Raw genomic sequence first — 16,920 nt, 5'->3', positions numbered from 1 at the left:
CCGGTGGAAGGGCAGGGGGCGATTGATCCGGCGATCTTCGTCCCGCTATTCCTTCTCGCCTTCCCGGTCTTCTGGATCGCGATAGTCTGGATCATCGCATTGCAGGGGTGGCGCACGGTCGCGGGCGCCTATCCCGCCACCTCGGATGCGCCACTATCTGCCCGGCGCGTTCGCTTCGGTAGTCTGAGCATCGGTGGAAAGCTGATGTCGCCCAATTATGGCTCGAGCGTCGATGGCTGGTTTTCGCAAACCGGGTTCTGGTTGCGGCCCGCGCTGCCGTTCCGTCCCTTCCATCCGATGATCTTCGTCCCCTGGGCGCGAGTGGAGTCGGTCGAGCAGGCGCGCAAGCAGCTCAGGAAAGCGGTTCGAGTCCGGCTGGCCGGGAACGTACCCGATCTGCTGCTCCTCGGCGCGCTCGGTCGCGCGGTGCTCGAGCGCAAATAGTCACGCGCGGCGGAACACTTCACAGACCGGTCGGCCGGTTCCTTGCCGCGGTAACCGTCAACGACTCCGATCCCGACAAGCGCATCTCCCGCCTCGGCCTGCTCGCACGGATGCGTGCTGCAGTGCACCAAGTTGCCGATTTTTCGAAGATCGAAGGCTGATTTATCTGACTTATTGCGCGCCCGAAACAGACGATTTCGCCTAACCTTTTCTAACCTTTGGCCGTCCGCCGCACATCGGGAACCTGACAACGCAATCAGCACTTCCGCCTTGTTCGCAGTCGCGGTAGGCGCCTCCCGTCCCGGGGCGGCGCCTCCAGCATAAGGATCAGGGATGACGCAGTACGTGTACCGCTTCGGCGGCGGGGTTTCGGACGGCGGCAACGGCGACAAGAACTTGCTCGGGGGCAAGGGCGCCAATCTCGACGGCATGGCGTCGATCGGCCTGCCGGTCCCTCCCGGCTTCACGATCAGCACCCCGGTCTGCGCCCTCTATTACGACGAAGGGGAAAGCTTCCCGGACAGCCTCAAGGCCGAAGTTTCGACCGGCGTCGCCCATATCGAGAGCGTGACGGGCAAGAAGTTCGGTGACCCCGTCGATCCGTTGCTCGTCTCCGTCCGTTCCGGCGCCCGCGTGTCGATGCCCGGCATGATGGACACCGTGCTCAACCTCGGGCTCAACGATGCGACCGTCCAGGGCCTCGCCGCCACCTCGGGCGACGATCGCTTCGCATGGGACAGCTATCGCCGCTTCATCCAGATGTATTCGGACGTCGTCCTCGGGCTCGATCACGACCGCTTCGAGGAAGCGCTGGAGATCGCCAAGGAGGATAACGGCTTCAGCCTCGATACCGAGCTGAGCGCGGGCCACTGGCAGAAGCTCGTCGCCGAATATAAGGCGATCGTTCAGGAATTGTGGGGCAAGCCTTTCCCGCAGGACGTGCACGATCAGCTCTGGGGCGCGATCGGCGCGGTGTTCGGATCGTGGCAGTCCGAGCGCGCCAAGGTCTATCGCCGTCTCAACGACATCCCGGGCGACTGGGGCACTGCGGTCAATGTCCAGGCGATGGTGTTCGGCAACATGGGCGAGACCTCGGCCACCGGCGTCGCCTTCACCCGCGACCCGGCCAAGGGCGACAACGCTTATTATGGCGAGTTCCTGATCAATGCGCAGGGCGAGGACGTCGTCGCGGGCATCCGCACGCCGCAATATCTGACCAGGGCCGCGCGCGAGGCTGCCGGGGCCAAGCCGCTGTCGATGGAAGAGGCGATGCCCGAGGTATACGCCCAGCTCGCCGCAGTGTTCGAGACGCTCGAGACGCACTACCGCGACATGCAGGACATCGAGTTCACCGTCGAGCGCGGCAAGCTCTGGATGCTCCAGACCCGCAGCGGCAAGCGCACCGCCAAGGCCGCGCTCAAGATCGCAGTCGACATGGCGAACGAAGGGCTGATCACGCAGGAGGAAGCGATCCTGCGCGTCGATCCGATGGCGCTCGATCAGTTGCTCCACCCGACGCTCGATCCCAATGCGACACGCGACGTGCTGACCAAGGGGCTCCCCGCTAGCCCCGGGGCTGCATCGGGCTATGCGGTGTTCGACAGCGACACCGCCGAGAAGCGCGCCGCCGCGGGCGATGCGGTGATCCTGGTCCGCGTCGAGACGAGCCCCGAGGACATTCACGGCATGCACGCCGCCAAGGGCATCCTGACCGCGCGGGGCGGGATGACCAGCCACGCCGCGGTGGTCGCGCGCGGCATGGGGCGCCCCTGCGTCTCGGGCGCGGGGACGCTGGCGATCGTTGCGAAGGAGAAGCTGTTCCGCGTCGGCGGGCGCGAAGTGCGCGAAGGCGATACGATCACGATCGACGGCGCCACCGGCGAAGTGATGTTCGGCGCGGTGCCGACCGTCCAGCCCGAGTTGTCGGGTGATTTCGGCACGCTGATGGAGTGGGCCGATGCCAGGCGCCGGCTCAAGGTCCGCGCCAATGCCGAGACTCCGCTCGATTGCCGCACCGCGCGCGAGTTCGGTGCCGAGGGCATCGGGCTGTGCCGCACCGAGCATATGTTCTTCGACGGCGCGCGGATCACCGCGGTGCGCCAGATGATTCTGGCCTCCGACGAGAAGGGGCGTCGGGCGGCGCTCGACAAACTGCTCCCCGAGCAGCGCAGCGATTTCGTCGAGATCTTCGAAGTGATGGCCGGGCTGCCCTGCACGATCCGCCTGCTCGATCCGCCGCTCCACGAATTCCTGCCGCACGAAGAGGCCGAGTTTGAAGAGGTGGCAAAGGCTGCCGACATCGATGTCGAGACGCTGCGCCGCCGGGCGGCGGAACTCCATGAGTTCAATCCGATGCTCGGCCACCGCGGTTGCCGTCTCGGGGTGACCTATCCCGAGATCTACGAGATGCAGGCCCGCGCGATCTTCGAGGCGGCAGTGCTCGTCGCGGAGAAATCGGGTGCCGCGCCCATCCCCGAAGTGATGATTCCCTTGGTCGCCACGCGACGCGAGCTCGAGCTGATGAAGATCGTTGTCGACAAGGCGGCCGAAGCCGTGTTCGCCGAAAAAGGCCGCCGGATCGAATATCTCGTCGGCACGATGATCGAGCTGCCGCGCGCGGCGCTCCGTGCAGGCGAGATCGCCGAGGTCGGCGAGTTCTTCAGCTTCGGGACCAACGACTTGACCCAGACAACGTTGGGCGTGAGCCGCGACGACGCCGCCCGCTTCCTGACGACCTATGTCGAGAAGGGGATCTATGCCCGCGATCCGTTCGTCAGCCTCGATGTCGAGGGTGTGGGCGAGCTGATCGCGCTTGCGGCCGAGCGGGGCAGGGCGACGCGATCGGGCATCAAGCTCGGCATCTGCGGAGAGCATGGCGGCGATCCCGCCTCGATCGCCTTTTGCGAGGCGACCAGGCTCGATTACGTCTCGGCCTCGCCCTATCGCGTGCCGATCGCGCGGCTGGCGGCGGCACAGGCAGCGCTGAAGGCGAGCTAGGTTGTTGTGCTCCGACGAAGGCCGGAGCTCTAGCGGCAAGCGACACGATTGGCCGCCAACGCTCCGACCTGGGCCGGAGCACAGAGTATCAGTAAGGATCGACCGCCCGTGGAGGCGCGACCACCGACGTCGTGGCGGCACGCAGCCGGGCATTCTCCGCCTCGAGCTCGCGCAGCCGCCGCTGTGCTTCGCGCAGTTCGGCGCCGGTTTCGTCGCGATAGGTGCGATGGCGCAGCTCTTCGTCCTGATAGCGTTCGCGCCATTTGCTGCGGCCCGAGCGCGCGGCAAGGCCGAAGAAGAAGCCCGCCACCAGCGTGATGCCCAAAGCGACGAACTGCGTGACGGTATCGAAAGGCAATCCCTGCATCGCTCGATCCTCCCTGTGACGGCGGGCAGGCTAGTCCGCCCGCGCCGCCGATGCCACCGTAACGATCGGCGAAGGAATTAGTGCATCAGCGCATCGTTGATCGAGCAGGCCGCGGGCCCGAGAATCACGATGAACAGCACCGGCAGGATGAACAGGATCAGCGGCACCGTCATGATCGCAGGCAGGCGCGCGGCCTTTTCCTCGGCGCGCATCATCCGCTCGTTGCGGAATTCGGCAGAGAGAACGCGCAGCGCCGAAGCGAGCGGGGTGCCGTATTTCTCGGTCTGGATCATTGTCGTGACGACGCCGCGGACCGCGTCGAGATCGATGCGGTTGGCGAGATTCTCGAACGCCTGACGTCGGTCGGTCAGGAAGCCCAGCTCGATCGCGGTCAGCGAGAATTCCTCGCCGAGTTCGGGATAGGCCTTGCCCAGCTCGCGGGCGACGCGGGCGAAAGCGGCGTCGACGGTGAGACCCGCCTCGGCGCAGATCACCAGCAGGTCGAGCGCGTCGGGAAGTCCCTTGCGGATCGCGTGGCTGCGCTTGGTGATCTTGTTCTTGAGATAGATGTCCGGCGCCTTGTAGCTCAGGATGAAGCTCACCGCGACGAGGCCGTATTTTTTGAACGGGCTCCAGTCGAGGAACATGTCGGTGCCATAGACCATGTACAGGATCGGTCCGCCGATCACGATCGGCAGGACCAGCCGGCCGAAGATCACCGCGACCGCCCATTCCTTGCGGCGGATACCGGCCTGGAGCAGCTTGGTCTGCGCGACCTGGATCTGGCTCTCCTGCAGCACCTTCATCGAAGACAGCAGTGAGCGGATCCGGTCGGTCGTCTCGTTCTTTTGGACCAGCTTGGCGCGGCGCTTGGAAGTCGAGGCGGTGATGCCTGCCTTCAGCTGCTCGCGCCGGTCGTTGAGCGCCTTGACGCGCTTCGCCATCGGATCGCGCACCGTGGTCGCGGTGTAGATCGCGAACACGACGGCGGAGGCGGCAATAGCGCTGAGAAAGGTCGCGACCCAGAGGACGTCGACGCCGAGCAAGGTGGGGCCGGTGGGCGTTGTCATCATCAGATCTCGAAATTGACCATCTTGGCCATGATGAAGGCGCCGAGCGACATCCAGATCAGCCCGCCGCCACCGGCGACCATCAGGCGCTCATCCTTGAAGAAGTTGGCCATGTAGTTGTTGTTGATGAACCACACCAAGGTGAACACGATGAACGGCAGCGAGCCGACGATCAGCGCCGAAGCCTTGGATTCCGACGACATCGCCTTGATCTTGAGCTTCATCTGCGCGCGCTTGCGCAGCACCTCGGCCAGATTGGAGAGAGTCTCGGCGAGGTTGCCGCCGGTCTCGCGCTGGATAGCGATGGTGATGGTGAAGAACTGGAATTCGGGCGTGCCGAGCCTGTCCGCAGTCTCCTGCAGCGCGGCGTCGAGCGTGCGGCCGATCTTCATCTTGTCGGTTACCGAGCGAAATTCCTCTCCGACCGGTCCTGCGACCTCCTGACCGACGACCCCCATGGTTTCGGTGATCGGAAGGCCCGAACGCAGGCCGCGCACGAGCAGTTCGATCGCGTCGGGGAACTTCGAGGTGAATTTGGTAATGCGGCGCTTGATGAAGAAGCTGACTACCTTGTGCGGCAGGCCGACCCCAAGGAACAGCGAAAGGAACAGCGCCAGCCAGATCGGCACGCCGTTGAGATAGAGTAGTGCGCCGGGCACCATGATCAGTCCCAATGTGATCATGCCGTACTGGCTCAGCGTCCAGTTCTTGCCGGTCATGTTGAGCCGCTTCTGGAGCAAGGCTGGATTGGGCATGAAGCGCGAGGCGGCGAGGTCCATCCCCGATGCGCTCTTGGCGGTGACGCGCCGGATCTGCGCTTCCATCGCCACCGCGCCGGCGCCGCCGGCGTGACGCTCGCGCAAGCCGGTCAGGCGCCGTGCACTTGCGCGCGCGGCGTTCGGCCCGGAAAAAGCGAGCACCATCAGCGTAAGCACCAGGAAGGCACCCCCACCGAGCATCAAAACCGGCAGCAATTCCACGCCGACGTGCCTCCGAACCCGTTAACCCGCGCAGCTTAGGCGCGGATTGGTTACTTCTTTGCCTTTGACGGCATCTTGACCTTGATCTTGTCGAACAGCGAGCTGCCCTTCGATCCCTTGGCGGGCGCCGTATTATCGTCGCGCTCGCCCGAATCGGTGATGACGGTGATCCGCGTCGCGAGGTCCGTCAGTGGCGCCAGCGACTTGGCCGCCTTGCCGGCTTCGGCGAGCGGCTTGCCGAGCTTGGCGGCCTGAGCCGCGAACTTCTGCTCGAACGGGATCAGCACGTCGATCTTGCGCTCGATCGAGCCTTCGAAGTCCTTGCGGCTGATCTCGAGCACTGCCTGCGGCTGAACCTTGTTGGCGACGACGATGACCTGGGTCTGCGGCGCGTTCGACTTGAACCAGCTGAGGATGCGGATAGCGTCGCGCGCGGCGGCGAGCGTCAGCTCGGTGACCAGCACCGCGACCTGAACGTCGGTGATCAGGTGCGGGTGATTGACCAGCATGTTGCGCGGCAGATCGACCACGGTGCATTCGAACGCCCCGCGCATCTCTTCCTGCAGCTGATAGAATGCAGCGCCGTCGGTCAGAACCGGGGCGTTGATCGGCGCCTCGGCCGAGAGCACGGCGAGCCGATCCGAGGCTTTCACCATCGCGCGTTCGATGAACAGACCGTCGATGCGGCTCGGATTTTCGATCGCATCGGTCAGGCCGCGGCCGGGCTCGAGATCGAGCGCGAGCGCCCCGGTGCCGAAATGCACGTCGAGGTCCAGCAATGCGGTCGTGCGCCTGTGCTTATCGCTCAGGAGCCACGCAAGCGAAGTCGCGATCGTCGACGCGCCGCAGCCGCCGCGCGTGCCGATCACCGCCACGGCGCAATGCGGCACGTCGCTGCCCTGTTCGGCCAGCTTGGGCGCGTTGAGCGCGGCTTGCGCCTGGGAAAAGGTGTCGCGCAGCGCGTCGGGGTTGAGCGGCTTGAGCAGATAATCGTGGATCCCGCTCGCGACGAGGTCACGATACAGGCGCACGTCGTTGACCTGCCCGGAAGCGATCACGATCGTGCCGGGCTCGCACACTTCGGCGAGCGCGTTGATGTCATTGAGCGGATCGCCCGATTCGGAGAGATCGACGAACAGCACGTTGGGGCTCGCCGACACCGACAGAGTCTGGACTGCGTTGCGCAGCCCGCCTTTGTTGACCTTTTCGGGCGACCAGCCGAGCTCGACGGCGATGGGGCGCAGCGCCTCGGCCGTCGCCTCGTCACAGACGAAAGCGACGAACGGCTCGCGATGGCCGGTGCGCGAGGGATTGAAGGGCGCGTTCACTTGGTGCCTCCGTCGGTCTTCACGGTGCCGCCGCTGCCCGAAGGCTTCGCGCCGCGAAACGCGTTGATTGCCTTGTTACCGGTCATCTGATCGCTGACCGGCGAACCCGCGGCGCCACGGACCAGATCGCTGGGATCGGCGACCATCGCGGCAAGATTGCTGTTGGTCGCGCAGCCGTAATTGGAGCTCGTGCTCGCCGAGTAGTCAGGCTGGTAGACACGCGAGAAATCGGGGCAGTTGGGAACGCTGGCGGTCATCCGCGTAACTACGACGCGTACCGTGCCCGGAGCGATCTGCCCCACGGTGACCGGCGCCTGGTCCGACAGCATCAGGCCATATTGGTTCGCCTGCGCCGCGATCTCGTCATGGGCGCCGGTGCCGTTTCCGCCATCGTCGATCGCCACGCGATCGCCGTAGCGAAGCCCCATCGACTGGAGCCAGCCTGCGAGACGCTGGCTTTCGCCCGACGCGAGCCCGTTGCCCGCGGTCCGGACGTCGAAGACGTAATCGTTTCGTTCGACCACCGGCTGGTACACCGAGTCGACACCGCCATTATAGGTCCCGCACGCGCTGAGCAGCGCGACCGGAGCCAGGAGGAGGGGAGTGAAGCGCGACAACATTGCGATCTCCTCAGGACATCAGAAGCCGAAGCCGGGGGTAGCGGAGCCACCCTTTTTCGGCTTGGACGGGGCGGGCGCAGCCTTGGGAGGCTGGGTGACCGGATTGGCGGGTGCCGGCATCGCTGGCCCCGGCGCGAACGCCCCGACTGCGGGCGTCGCACTGCTGGGTGCCATGGTCGGCTTCGGCCGATCCCCGCCGGTGGTGCCGGCGCTCAGCTGGCCGCCGAAGATCCGCTGGAAATCGTCCGGTGCGCGATAGCCGTCGGTCGGCAGCACGATCTGGTTCGCATTGACCGGCTTCACCAGATACGGCGTGATGACGATCATCAGCTCGGTCTCGTTGCGCTGGAAGCCGTTCGAGCGGAACAATGTTCCCAGGATCGGGACATCGCCAAGCCCGGGAATCTTGCTGATCGAATTGTTGTGGGTGTTCTGCAGCAGGCCGCCGATCACCATGCTCTCGCCCGAACCCAGTTCGACCGTGGTCTCGCTGCGGCGCGTGCTGAGCGCAGGGATGACCGTGCCGTTGAACTGAACGGCGCCGGATGACGAAAGCTGCGAGACCTCCGGACGGACACGAAGCGAAATACGGCCATCTGCCAGCACGGTCGGCGTGAAGGCCAGACTGACGCCATATTGCTTGAATTCGATCGAAACCGCGCCGAGCGCCTGGGAGATCGGGATCGGGATTTCGCCGCCGGCCAGGAAGGTCGCGGTCTCGCCCGAAAGTGCCGTCAGATTCGGCGTGGCCAGCACGGTCACCTGGCCCATCGTCTCGCCCATGTCGATCGCGGACAGCACATCCATGCCGAACAGCTTGCCCGCCAGCCCCAGGGTCGAGAAATCGTTGCCCTTGGCGATGTTGGTCACGTCCGTGGCGCGTGGATTGAGGAACTGGCCGGTCGAAGGATCATAGGGCCCTTCGATGATGCCGCCGTTCGCGGTCGGAATGCGTGCGATCGGGAAATTGGCCAGCTGGCCGGGCGTGAAGGAACCGGGGTTGCGCCCGCTGGCCACGCCAAAGGTGAAGCCGCCCGTCTGGTCGCGGGTCGTGATATTGACGCCGACATTCTTGGCGAAGCTGCGGTTCACTTCGGCGAAGCGCACCTGAAGGTTCACCTGCAGCGGAGTCGCTGTCTTGAGGCGGTTGATTACGCCGATCTTGAGCGGCGTTGCCGGATCAGAGACGTTGACGCCGGGGTTGAGCAGCGAAGTCACCAGGCGCTGGGCCTGCTCGCTGTCGTCTGGAGACGCGACCGTGCCGGTGAGCACCGCGATCTGCCCGACGGTGGTCACCTTGATGTCCGCGTCGGGCATAGCTACCCGCATCATCCGATCGATCGACGTGATGTTCTGGCTCACCCGAACGTTGGTCGAATAGACCACGGCACCGCTGGCGGTGGTCGCGAAGATCGTCGCCTCGCCGAATTCCTTGCCGAACAGATGGATCTGCCGCGGATTCGCGACGTAGACGTCGGCAACGGCCGGATTGGAGGTCCATACGTTGGCGACGTTGGCGGGAAGCGTTACGAGTTCGCCCTCGCCGATCGAGAGCAGGACCTCGCTGGTCGGGCGCTGTGCGCCGACCGGAAGATTCCCTACCCGCGCCTGCTGACGCGACTGGGCCATCACTTGGGCGGGCAGGCTCATCGCCAGGGCCGCCGTCACCGTGGCGCCGAGCGCCCGGTTCAGGAGTGTGTTGCTGCGCATCTAGTTCTTACCCCCGACCTCAATCTCGGTCACGCTGTTGCCCCGGGCCACATTGACCACCGGGCCCTTCCTGACCGCCACGCCCCCCGGATAGCTGCCGGGTACCGGCTGCGCGCTGCGCTCCTCGCTGGGCTTGCCGGGCACCGTGCTGCGCTGGAAGCGCGATACGTCGGCGCCGGTGGCGAAGCCGCCTGCACCTTCCATCGGACGAGCCGCGACACGCGCCAGCATTTCCTTTTCCTTCTTGGGATCACCGTCAGCCGGCACGTCCACGTCGCCATTGGCGATCGCCTGCTCGAGATCGCTCTGGTTGTCGGCGATCGAGCGGAGCGACAGCGAGAGCTGCCCCACGGTCTGCGCGACGGCGATCTTCTCGGCGATCTTGGGCGTCGCCTCGACGGTGACGTTCGAATAGGTGGTGACGACGGTGTTGCCCTTGTCGTCCGACTGCTTGTCGGTCTTCTGATCGGTGGCGAGCACGCGCAGGTTGCGCAGGATCGTCTCCGAAGCCTTGAGCGGCGGGCCATCACCACCGCCGGCAACCGTCTGAGTCAGCACGAGGTCGACGCGATCGCCAGGGAATATGAAGCCGGCAACGGCGCTCTGGGCGGACACCGGAACCGTGACGGCGCGCATGCCCGGCCCGAGCGCCGCGGCGAGGAAGCCGCGATCGCCGGGCTTCACCAACGCACCCTGCGTGATCGGCTGGCCCGCGGGAATGGCGAAGCGAACGACCGTGCCCTGCAATTTGGCGGGCTCGGCCTCACCCTTGATGTAATAGGCGCCTTCGATCAGCTCTTTCGGCCAGGCGACGAACTTCACCGACGTGGCGTCGAGGATGGTGCCCACTGGAAGCGCGCGCGTGGCGACCATCACTTCGGTGGTGTTCTGCGGCTGCACGGCCGCCGGAACGGCGTTCGCGCTCGGCGCAGGCGCGCCGACCAGGATGTTGCGTGCCATGAACGCCGTGATCGCTGCGACCACGAGTGCGCCTACGAGCAGAATGAGCTTGCGTGCATCCATTTCGCTTCAAGCCTTTTCAATTGCATGGCCGGTTGAGTTGCTCCGGCGTTAAGCATTACGTGAACTGGTTAAAAATCGGTTCGCGAAGAACGAGCAGTGCCGAAATGGCGATCGCCACTCCGTATGGGGTCTCCGGGACGATGCCGCGTTTGCGTGCCGCGCGGGCCCCGACGAGCAGCAGCACGCCCAGCCCGGCGACGAGCGCCATTGCGACGATTGCCGTGACGATGGGCTGCGCGACCAGCACCTGCGCGAGGCTGAACCGGCTCCACCAGGCGAGCGCTGCGAATGTCGCGATCGCCGAGGCGATCGGAACGATCGTCCGCCACGGCAGTGCGCGGAGGCCCCCGCGCAGCCGGGCCCAGCGGTCCGCGACCATGACGATCGTCAACGCGCCGCCGACCAGTGACATCAGCACCAGCATGTAGACCAGCGGCTGCACGGGCAGCCAAAGCGCCAGCGCGCCGAGCATCTTGACGTCGCCGCCGCCCATCTGTCCCAGGGCGAAGGCGCCGATGAAGAAGACGAAGACGATACTGGCGACGCCGAGCTGAATGGCGGCGTCCGGCCACGGCACCAGCCCGTTGGCCCACCACCAAGCGGGCGCGAGCAGCGCGATCGCGGCGTTTTTCCAGTTGGCGATGTTGCGCGAACGCGCGTCCTCGATCCCAGCCGAGACCAGAAGCAGGCCGAGCGCGCTCAGCAGCAAGGTTAGAAACACGTCCCCCATCCCGCCTAGGGCCTAGACGACATGGCTTATCAAAACGTAACCAGCCTACATGGCAACTTCCCTTAAGGACCGCCGCGCCCTTCCTGCCGGCGCCCGCATCGATCATTGGGCCGCGCCGGACGGGTGGGAACACCGGGTGTTTGACTGGCGGGCGGAGAGGCCGACACCGCGCGGATCGATCCTGTTCCAGGGCGGCCGCGGGGATATTTTCGAGAAATATCTAGAGACCTTCGCGCACTGGCACGCGGAGGGGTGGCATGTCACTTCGTTCGACTGGCGGGGGCAGGGCGGTTCGGGCCGCCTGACGCCGGCGAAGAACTGCGGCCATATCGAGGATTATTCCGATTATGTCCGCGACCTTCGGGATTTCTGGGCGGGGTGGGCGCCGGCCAACCCTGGTCCGCAGGTGGCGATGGGGCATTCGATGGGCGGCCATCTGGTGCTGCGCGCGCTGGTGGAAGACGTGATCCGGCCCGACGCCGCGGTGCTCGTAGCGCCGATGCTCGGCTTCAAGCCCGGCATCTTCGGCCCGTTCGCCGAACGCGCCGCGCGCTTTCTGGGCGGTCTCGGCGATACTGCGCGGCCCGCCTGGAAGGGGAACGAGAAGCCCTACACCACCGAGACCCGCGCCTCGCTGCTCACGCACGACCCCGATCGCTATGCCGACGAGATCTGGTGGCAGACCGAGCATCCGGAGATCCTCACCGGTCCGCCGAGCTGGCGGTGGGTGATCGAGGGCTTCCGCTCGATACGCGAACTCGCCGCCGATCCGCGGATCGAAGCGATGCGCGTGCCGACGCTCATGCTCGTCGCGGAGAAAGACGGGCTGATCGACGGCAAGGCCGCGATCGCGCTGGCGCCGCGCCTGCCCGACATTCGCCTGGTCACGTTCGGCAAGGAGAGCGCGCACGAGATACTGCGCGAAACCGATGCGGTGCGCGATCGTGCGATCGATGAGATCGACGCCTTTCTCGCCGCGAGGGCGGCCCCGCGGTGAGCCGCTACGACATTGCCATCGTCGGCGCGGGGATCGCTGGCGCGAGTCTCGCCGCCGAGGTCGCGCAGCATGCCCGCGTGCTGTTGCTCGAAGCCGAGGATCGGCCCGGCTATCACGCCACCGGACGTTCGGCCGCATTCTGGTCCGAGACCTATGGCGGTCCGGACATCCAGCCGCTTACTACTGCCTCGGGCCCATTGCTGGCAGGGGGCGGATTTCTCGAACCCTTGGGCTCGCTGCATATCGGCCGCATCGATGAGCGCGCGGCGATCGACGCCTTCCTCGCCGAATTCGAAGGCTCAGGCGTCGAACTCCGCGCAGTCGACCCGCGCGATACGCTGCCGGGCCTGCGTTCCGAATGGACGTTCGGTGTGTACGAGCCGAGCTGCGAGTATATTGACGTCGGGGCGCTGCATGGAGCGTACCTCGCCGCCGTCCGTCGCGCGGGGGGCGAGATCATCGTGTCGGCCGCGGTCGAGAGCGCGCGCCGCGAGAATGGCTGCTGGCTGCTCGATACGCGCGCGGGCCGATTCGAGGCGGACGTCCTCGTCGACGCCGCCGGCGCCTGGGCGGACGCAGTGGCGGTGATCGCCGGTGCCCGTCCTCTCGGCATCCAGCCTTATCGCCGCACGATGCTCCAGCTCCGTACCGATCCCGCGCCGCCCAAGCATTGCCCGCATGTCGCGCATATTGGCGGCAGCTTCTACTTCAAGCCCGAGGCGGGCGGGAGGCTATGGCTCAGTCCGCACGACGAGATCGCCACCGATCCGTGCGACGCCGCGCCGGAGGAACTCGACGTGGCGATCGCGATCGATCGGTTCGAGCACGTCGTCGACTGGCGCGTCGCGGCGCTCGAGCACAAATGGGCGGGCCTCAGGAGCTTCGCGCCCGATCGGCTCCCGGTGTACGGCTTCGATCCGGCCGTCGAGGGCTTTTTCTGGTGCGCCGGGCAGGGCGGCTTCGGCATCCAGACGGCGCCCGCCGCGGCGAAGCTGGCCGCGGCGCTGCTGCTCGGCAAACCGCTGGGCGCAGAAGTCGCTCATCTGGACGCAGGGCGATACGCGCCAGGGCGGTTTTGATCCATGGTTGCGGCTCCGCAACGAAAGGTCGGAGTGACCCCATGGCGCATAAATTCGTGATCGAGCAGAACAAGGCGGGCGAGTACGTCGCCAAGTTCAAATACAATGCCGAGACGATCTTCTGGACCGAGGGTTATACGTCCAAAGCCTCAGCGAAGAATGCGATCGAGTCGATCCTCAAGAACGGCCCCGACGCGCCTGTCGAAGAGGGATGACGCGCGACACGCAGCGTGATTGCCGTTACGGAAACGGGCAGTTGATCGGAAGCTGAGGATTTCTGCGGGTTTCCGGTGAATTTCGCTCGCTGCCGATCGCGTCTGATGGTACTTTCCGGGCCATGCAAGGTACTGCGCGCCCATATCAATTTCCGATCGATGTCTCCCGCGAGGACATCGACTTCATGGGTCATGTCAACAATGCCAGCTATCTGAAATGGGTGCAGGAGGCGGTGATCAGTCACTGGCAGGGCCTCGCGCCGCCGGAAGCGGTCGCCCGGCATCTCTGGGTCGCGCTGAAGCATGAGATCACGTATCGCCGCCCGGCCTTTCTCGACGACGATGTCGTCGCGACGGTGCTGCTGGAAAAGGTCCAGGGCGCGCGCGCATTCTACGAGACGGTGATCAAGCGCGGGTCGGAAGTGCTCGCTGAGGTCAAATCGAGCTGGTGCTGCCTCGATGCCGAGACGCTGCGCCCCGCGCGGGTGGCGCAGAACGTGATCGAGCGGTTCTTCACCAGGCCGGACTGAGATACCCAAGGTTCCAAGGTAGTTGAAGCCGGCAACGGCGCGCCTTTGGCCTCGGGAAATCGCGGAATAGCGATTGTCCGGCCCGCTGGACTGCCGGCATGGGAACCGGGCGCGGAATCGCCGCTAGGTTGAGAACCTATACAAGTCGTTGATAAATTTCAGTCATCCCGGTGACGAAGAAAGATATGAGTCTTCAACCTAGCTCCAATAGGGCATCCACACGCTTCTCAGACGCATCAGCGCCTCGAGGTAGAAATAGTCGCCCCAGATGCATGCCTCGTCGACTCCGGCGCCATTCGGCATGTGATATACCGCGTGCTGCAGCAGCGCGTTCGATCCTTCGATCGGCGCCAGATATCCCTGGCCAAGGGATTGGACGATCCGCCACGCCCAGGCGGCATATGTGTCACGACGTACGTCCGAAATCGGCAGCGCCTTCACCAGTTCGAGCAGTCCGCACGCTGCGATGGCGGCCGCGGAGCTGTCACGGGATGTCTTGGTGTCGTCGGTGAAGACGAGGTCCCAGCAGCAGATCCCATCCGCGGGAAGGCGGTTCAGGAAATAGTTCGCAAGCCGCGCGGCGAGTTCGACATAGGTTCCGTCGCCGGTGTGCAATCCGCCCAGTGCGAAGCCGTAGATGCCCCAGGCCTGGCCGCGGGCCCAGCAGCTGTCGTCCGAAAACCCCTGATGCGTGCTTCCGAAGCGCGGCTGGCCGGAGGCGGTGTCGATGTAGAAGGTGTGGAAGGTCGATGCGTCCGGCCGCACCAGGTAACGCGCGGCCTGGCGGAGGTGTCGGGTGGCCGCATCTCTGAAGCTCGGATCGCCGGTCTCCCTGCCTGCCCAGAAGAGCAGCGGCAGGTTGAGGTTGCAGTCGATGATCATGCGGCCGCGCTGGGCCGGATCGCGCATGTCGCCCCACGCCTGGATGACGTTCGCGACACCGTCGAATCGCCCGAGCAACAGCTTCGCCGCCTCCAGCCCTGCGGCACGCCCGCCCTCGCTTCCGGTGAGCTGATGGGCGGCGCAGGCCGACAGGGTATAGAGGAAGCCGAGGTCGTGATGATCGACATTGATCCGCCGTTTCACCCGATCGAGGAACGAAGCAACATTCTCGTCGGCGGCCGCGCGATAGGCGGCGCGGCCGGTCATCTGCCAGGCCAGCCAGAGCATCCCGGTCCAGAAGCCGTTCGTCCATTCGACATTGTCGATCGGCGCATAGGTACCACTCTCGCTGGAAGGCGCGGGGAAATGATCCTTGAACTGCGGCATCGTCCGGTCGAGCCGGGCCAGCGCGTCCGCGATCAGCGCGTCCAGTTCGGCGGGCGCGGGGTGGCGCAGCTCCAGCATCGCGAGCGGCTCGTCTGCGATCTCGTTCATCGGCCGACCGATCCCAACGGGTGCACGTCGGCGCCACCTGGCGGATCGAGAGGTGCTACTATTGGAGGCTCAATGGACGGCGCCGCCAGGCCGGTCTCCCGTGGCGTCGGTGACAAAGCGAACCAGGATGCGATCCAGAAGACCAGCGCCAGCGCCGCAATGAGGAAATAGGTGTTCTGGAACCCGAGCAGGTCATAACCGACCCCCGCCAGCGGCGACAGGATCGCGAGCCCGAGGGAATGCCCGAAGCTGACGCCCACCATGTACACCGTCGCAGCGTGCCGCGATTCGAAGTGATGGGCGATGTATCGGAAGAGCGAGACGGCGAGGATCGGCAATTCGATCGCGTGCATCATCTTGCATGCTGAAATAGTGGCCGGGCCGATTGCCAGTCCCGACGCTGCGATGCGCAGGATCATGATCGCCGTGGCGAGCATCAGCCCTCTGGTGGCACCGATGCGCCGAACCAGGAAGGGCGCGAGGAACATGCCGCCGGCCTCGACGAATATCTGCGCGGAATTGAGGTAGCCGAACATCGCGTTCCCCTCCTCCGGGGTCGGGAACAGCGACGAGAAGTAGAAAGGAAACTGCTGATCATAGACCAAATACAGGTTGGTCACCCCGAGGACGAGCACCATGAAGCTCCAGAACTTCGGTTGCGTGAAGAGAGCCGCTGAACCCCGCGGCGTCAGACGATCCGCGAGCAATTGTTCGCCGGAGCCCGCCTCCACGCGCGCAGCTGCCAGGATCGGCAGCAATATCAGGCCGGCGGCGCTGGCCAGGAGGAAGTTGATGCCCGGATCCACATTATACAGCCGGCCGGAGAACATGGCCGCGCTCGCGAAACCGAGCGAACCCCACAGGCGCACCCGGCTATATTCGAACCCGTATTTGCGGCCCACGCGATCGACATAGCTTTCGAGCGCATAGCTCCCCGCGATGAAGGTGACGCCGAGGTAGATCCCGCCGATCGCCGCGCCGGCCACGAGGTTCCACCGCAAGAGTGGCGCGTACACGAAACTGAAGAACAGGCCCGAGAGCACGACCAGAAAGGCGATGGCGGCAGGCACAACCCTGCGAAGGCCCATGCGATCCGAGAGATAGCCATAGAGGGGTTGCGCGCACATCGCCCCAATGAAATTCGCCGAGAAAACCGTTCCCGCCTCTACACCGTTCAGCCCGAGCCCGCGCGTCAGCCAGATGGACAGCAGGGACATGGTCATCGCCTGCGCGAAGAAGAAGCAGAACAGGAATGCGCTCAGCACCGCGTAATTGCGCCTCGTGTCACTCATTTCGCGGCTTCCTCTCTTTCTGTTATCGATATCATATATGCCGCCAGCCGCGGCCCAGGGCAAGCGCGAAGCGATTGACCTCGGAGCAGTTTCTGTTATCGATATCAGATAATCGTGCGATATGGCACGTTCCGACAATAGCAGAAGGCTTGGTGCTGACC

16 protein-coding genes are annotated in these 16,920 nt (G+C 65.2%); 6 read left to right on the top strand and 10 right to left on the bottom strand.

What is annotated here, in order from left to right:
* The first annotated feature begins 3 nt into the window (after positions 1–3).
* Both BR78_RS0107015 and ppdK read left to right on the top strand, forming a co-directional pair.
* On the top strand, positions 4–444 hold the full coding sequence (locus tag BR78_RS0107015; protein WP_029728569.1) for a hypothetical protein: 441 nt from the start codon (positions 4–6) through the stop codon (positions 442–444).
* A gap of 333 nt (positions 445–777) precedes the next feature.
* The gene (ppdK, locus tag BR78_RS0107010) at positions 778–3,441 is read left to right on the top strand and encodes a pyruvate, phosphate dikinase (RefSeq protein WP_029728570.1); all 2,664 of its coding nucleotides are present in this window, start codon (positions 778–780) and stop codon (positions 3,439–3,441) included.
* Positions 3,442–3,529: 88 nt separating this feature from the next.
* On the opposite strand, the gene BR78_RS0107005 is transcribed toward ppdK, so the two are convergent.
* From BR78_RS0107005 to BR78_RS22370, 8 genes are all read right to left on the bottom strand, one after another.
* A complete protein-coding gene (locus BR78_RS0107005; RefSeq protein WP_081855631.1) occupies positions 3,530–3,808 on the bottom strand; it encodes a hypothetical protein in 279 nt (92 codons plus the stop codon).
* Between the two features lie 77 nt (positions 3,809–3,885).
* The gene (locus BR78_RS0107000) at positions 3,886–4,878 is read right to left on the bottom strand and encodes a type II secretion system F family protein (RefSeq protein ID WP_029728572.1); all 993 of its coding nucleotides are present in this window, start codon (positions 4,876–4,878) and stop codon (positions 3,886–3,888) included.
* Positions 4,879–4,880: 2 nt separating this feature from the next.
* On the bottom strand, positions 4,881–5,858 hold the full coding sequence (locus BR78_RS0106995) for a type II secretion system F family protein (protein ID WP_029728573.1): 978 nt from the start codon (positions 5,856–5,858) through the stop codon (positions 4,881–4,883).
* A 50-nt stretch (positions 5,859–5,908) separates the two neighbouring features.
* On the bottom strand, positions 5,909–7,186 hold the full coding sequence (locus BR78_RS0106990; protein ID WP_029728574.1) for an AAA family ATPase: 1,278 nt from the start codon (positions 7,184–7,186) through the stop codon (positions 5,909–5,911).
* Positions 7,183–7,806, bottom strand: a complete 624-nt coding sequence (locus tag BR78_RS0106985; RefSeq protein WP_029728575.1) for a CpaD family pilus assembly protein — start codon at positions 7,804–7,806, stop codon at positions 7,183–7,185. Before BR78_RS0106985 ends, BR78_RS0106990 begins: the two co-directional genes overlap by 4 nt.
* Before the next feature lie 18 nt (positions 7,807–7,824).
* Positions 7,825–9,516 carry a type II and III secretion system protein family protein gene (locus tag BR78_RS0106980; protein ID WP_029728576.1) on the bottom strand — a complete coding sequence of 564 codons (1,692 nt, stop codon included), beginning with the start codon at positions 9,514–9,516 and terminating at the stop codon, positions 7,825–7,827.
* On the bottom strand, positions 9,517–10,539 hold the full coding sequence (gene cpaB / locus BR78_RS0106975) for a Flp pilus assembly protein CpaB (protein WP_029728577.1): 1,023 nt from the start codon (positions 10,537–10,539) through the stop codon (positions 9,517–9,519).
* Positions 10,540–10,594: 55 nt separating this feature from the next.
* On the bottom strand, positions 10,595–11,260 hold the full coding sequence (locus tag BR78_RS22370; RefSeq protein WP_443027668.1) for an A24 family peptidase: 666 nt from the start codon (positions 11,258–11,260) through the stop codon (positions 10,595–10,597).
* 58 nt (positions 11,261–11,318) lie between these two features.
* Here BR78_RS22370 and BR78_RS0106965 point away from each other — a divergent pair, with 58 nt between their 5' ends.
* From BR78_RS0106965 to BR78_RS0106950, 4 genes are all read left to right on the top strand, one after another.
* Complete coding sequence (locus BR78_RS0106965; protein ID WP_029728579.1) at positions 11,319–12,266, top strand: alpha/beta fold hydrolase; 948 nt, start codon at positions 11,319–11,321, stop codon at positions 12,264–12,266.
* Positions 12,263–13,345, top strand: a complete 1,083-nt coding sequence (locus tag BR78_RS0106960; RefSeq protein WP_029728580.1) for an NAD(P)/FAD-dependent oxidoreductase — start codon at positions 12,263–12,265, stop codon at positions 13,343–13,345. Before BR78_RS0106965 ends, BR78_RS0106960 begins: the two co-directional genes overlap by 4 nt.
* A gap of 41 nt (positions 13,346–13,386) precedes the next feature.
* A complete protein-coding gene (locus BR78_RS21295) occupies positions 13,387–13,560 on the top strand; it encodes a YegP family protein (RefSeq protein ID WP_081855629.1) in 174 nt (57 codons plus the stop codon).
* A 122-nt stretch (positions 13,561–13,682) separates the two neighbouring features.
* Positions 13,683–14,090, top strand: coding sequence for an acyl-CoA thioesterase (locus tag BR78_RS0106950; RefSeq protein WP_029728581.1), 408 nt, complete (start codon positions 13,683–13,685; stop codon positions 14,088–14,090).
* Between the two features lie 198 nt (positions 14,091–14,288).
* Here BR78_RS0106950 and BR78_RS0106945 read toward each other — a convergent pair whose 3' ends face one another.
* Positions 14,289–15,467, bottom strand: a complete 1,179-nt coding sequence (locus BR78_RS0106945; RefSeq protein WP_029935794.1) for a glycoside hydrolase family 88 protein — start codon at positions 15,465–15,467, stop codon at positions 14,289–14,291.
* Complete coding sequence (locus BR78_RS0106940) at positions 15,464–16,822, bottom strand: oligosaccharide MFS transporter (RefSeq protein WP_197021289.1); 1,359 nt, start codon at positions 16,820–16,822, stop codon at positions 15,464–15,466. The genes BR78_RS0106945 and BR78_RS0106940 overlap by 4 nt, the downstream gene beginning before the upstream one ends.
* Positions 16,823–16,920: the final 98 nt, after the last annotated feature.

The organism is Sphingomonas sp. UNC305MFCol5.2 (assembly GCF_000712135.1).
Taxonomy (GTDB): Bacteria; Pseudomonadota; Alphaproteobacteria; order Sphingomonadales; family Sphingomonadaceae; genus Sphingomonas.
The sequence above is the reverse complement of the archived record's forward strand: the minus strand, read 5'-3'. Positions and strand labels throughout refer to the sequence as shown.

Excerpts from the sequence above, each read along its gene's own strand:
- ppdK (WP_029728570.1), top strand. The coding sequence starts at position 778 with ATGACGCAGTACGTGTACCGCTTCGGCGGCGGGGTTTCGGACGGCGGC.
- BR78_RS21295 (WP_081855629.1), top strand. The coding sequence starts at position 13,387 with ATGGCGCATAAATTCGTGATCGAGCAGAACAAGGCGGGCGAGTACGTC.
- BR78_RS0106945 (WP_029935794.1), bottom strand. The coding sequence starts at position 15,467 with ATGAACGAGATCGCAGACGAGCCGCTCGCGATGCTGGAGCTGCGCCAC.
- BR78_RS0107005 (WP_081855631.1), bottom strand. The coding sequence starts at position 3,808 with ATGCAGGGATTGCCTTTCGATACCGTCACGCAGTTCGTCGCTTTGGGC.
- cpaB (WP_029728577.1), bottom strand. The coding sequence starts at position 10,539 with ATGGATGCACGCAAGCTCATTCTGCTCGTAGGCGCACTCGTGGTCGCA.
- BR78_RS0106985 (WP_029728575.1), bottom strand. The coding sequence starts at position 7,806 with ATGTTGTCGCGCTTCACTCCCCTCCTCCTGGCTCCGGTCGCGCTGCTC.
- BR78_RS0106965 (WP_029728579.1), top strand. The coding sequence starts at position 11,319 with ATGGCAACTTCCCTTAAGGACCGCCGCGCCCTTCCTGCCGGCGCCCGC.
- BR78_RS0106950 (WP_029728581.1), top strand. The coding sequence starts at position 13,683 with ATGCAAGGTACTGCGCGCCCATATCAATTTCCGATCGATGTCTCCCGC.
- BR78_RS0107000 (WP_029728572.1), bottom strand. The coding sequence starts at position 4,878 with ATGACAACGCCCACCGGCCCCACCTTGCTCGGCGTCGACGTCCTCTGG.
- BR78_RS0106980 (WP_029728576.1), bottom strand. The coding sequence starts at position 9,516 with ATGCGCAGCAACACACTCCTGAACCGGGCGCTCGGCGCCACGGTGACG.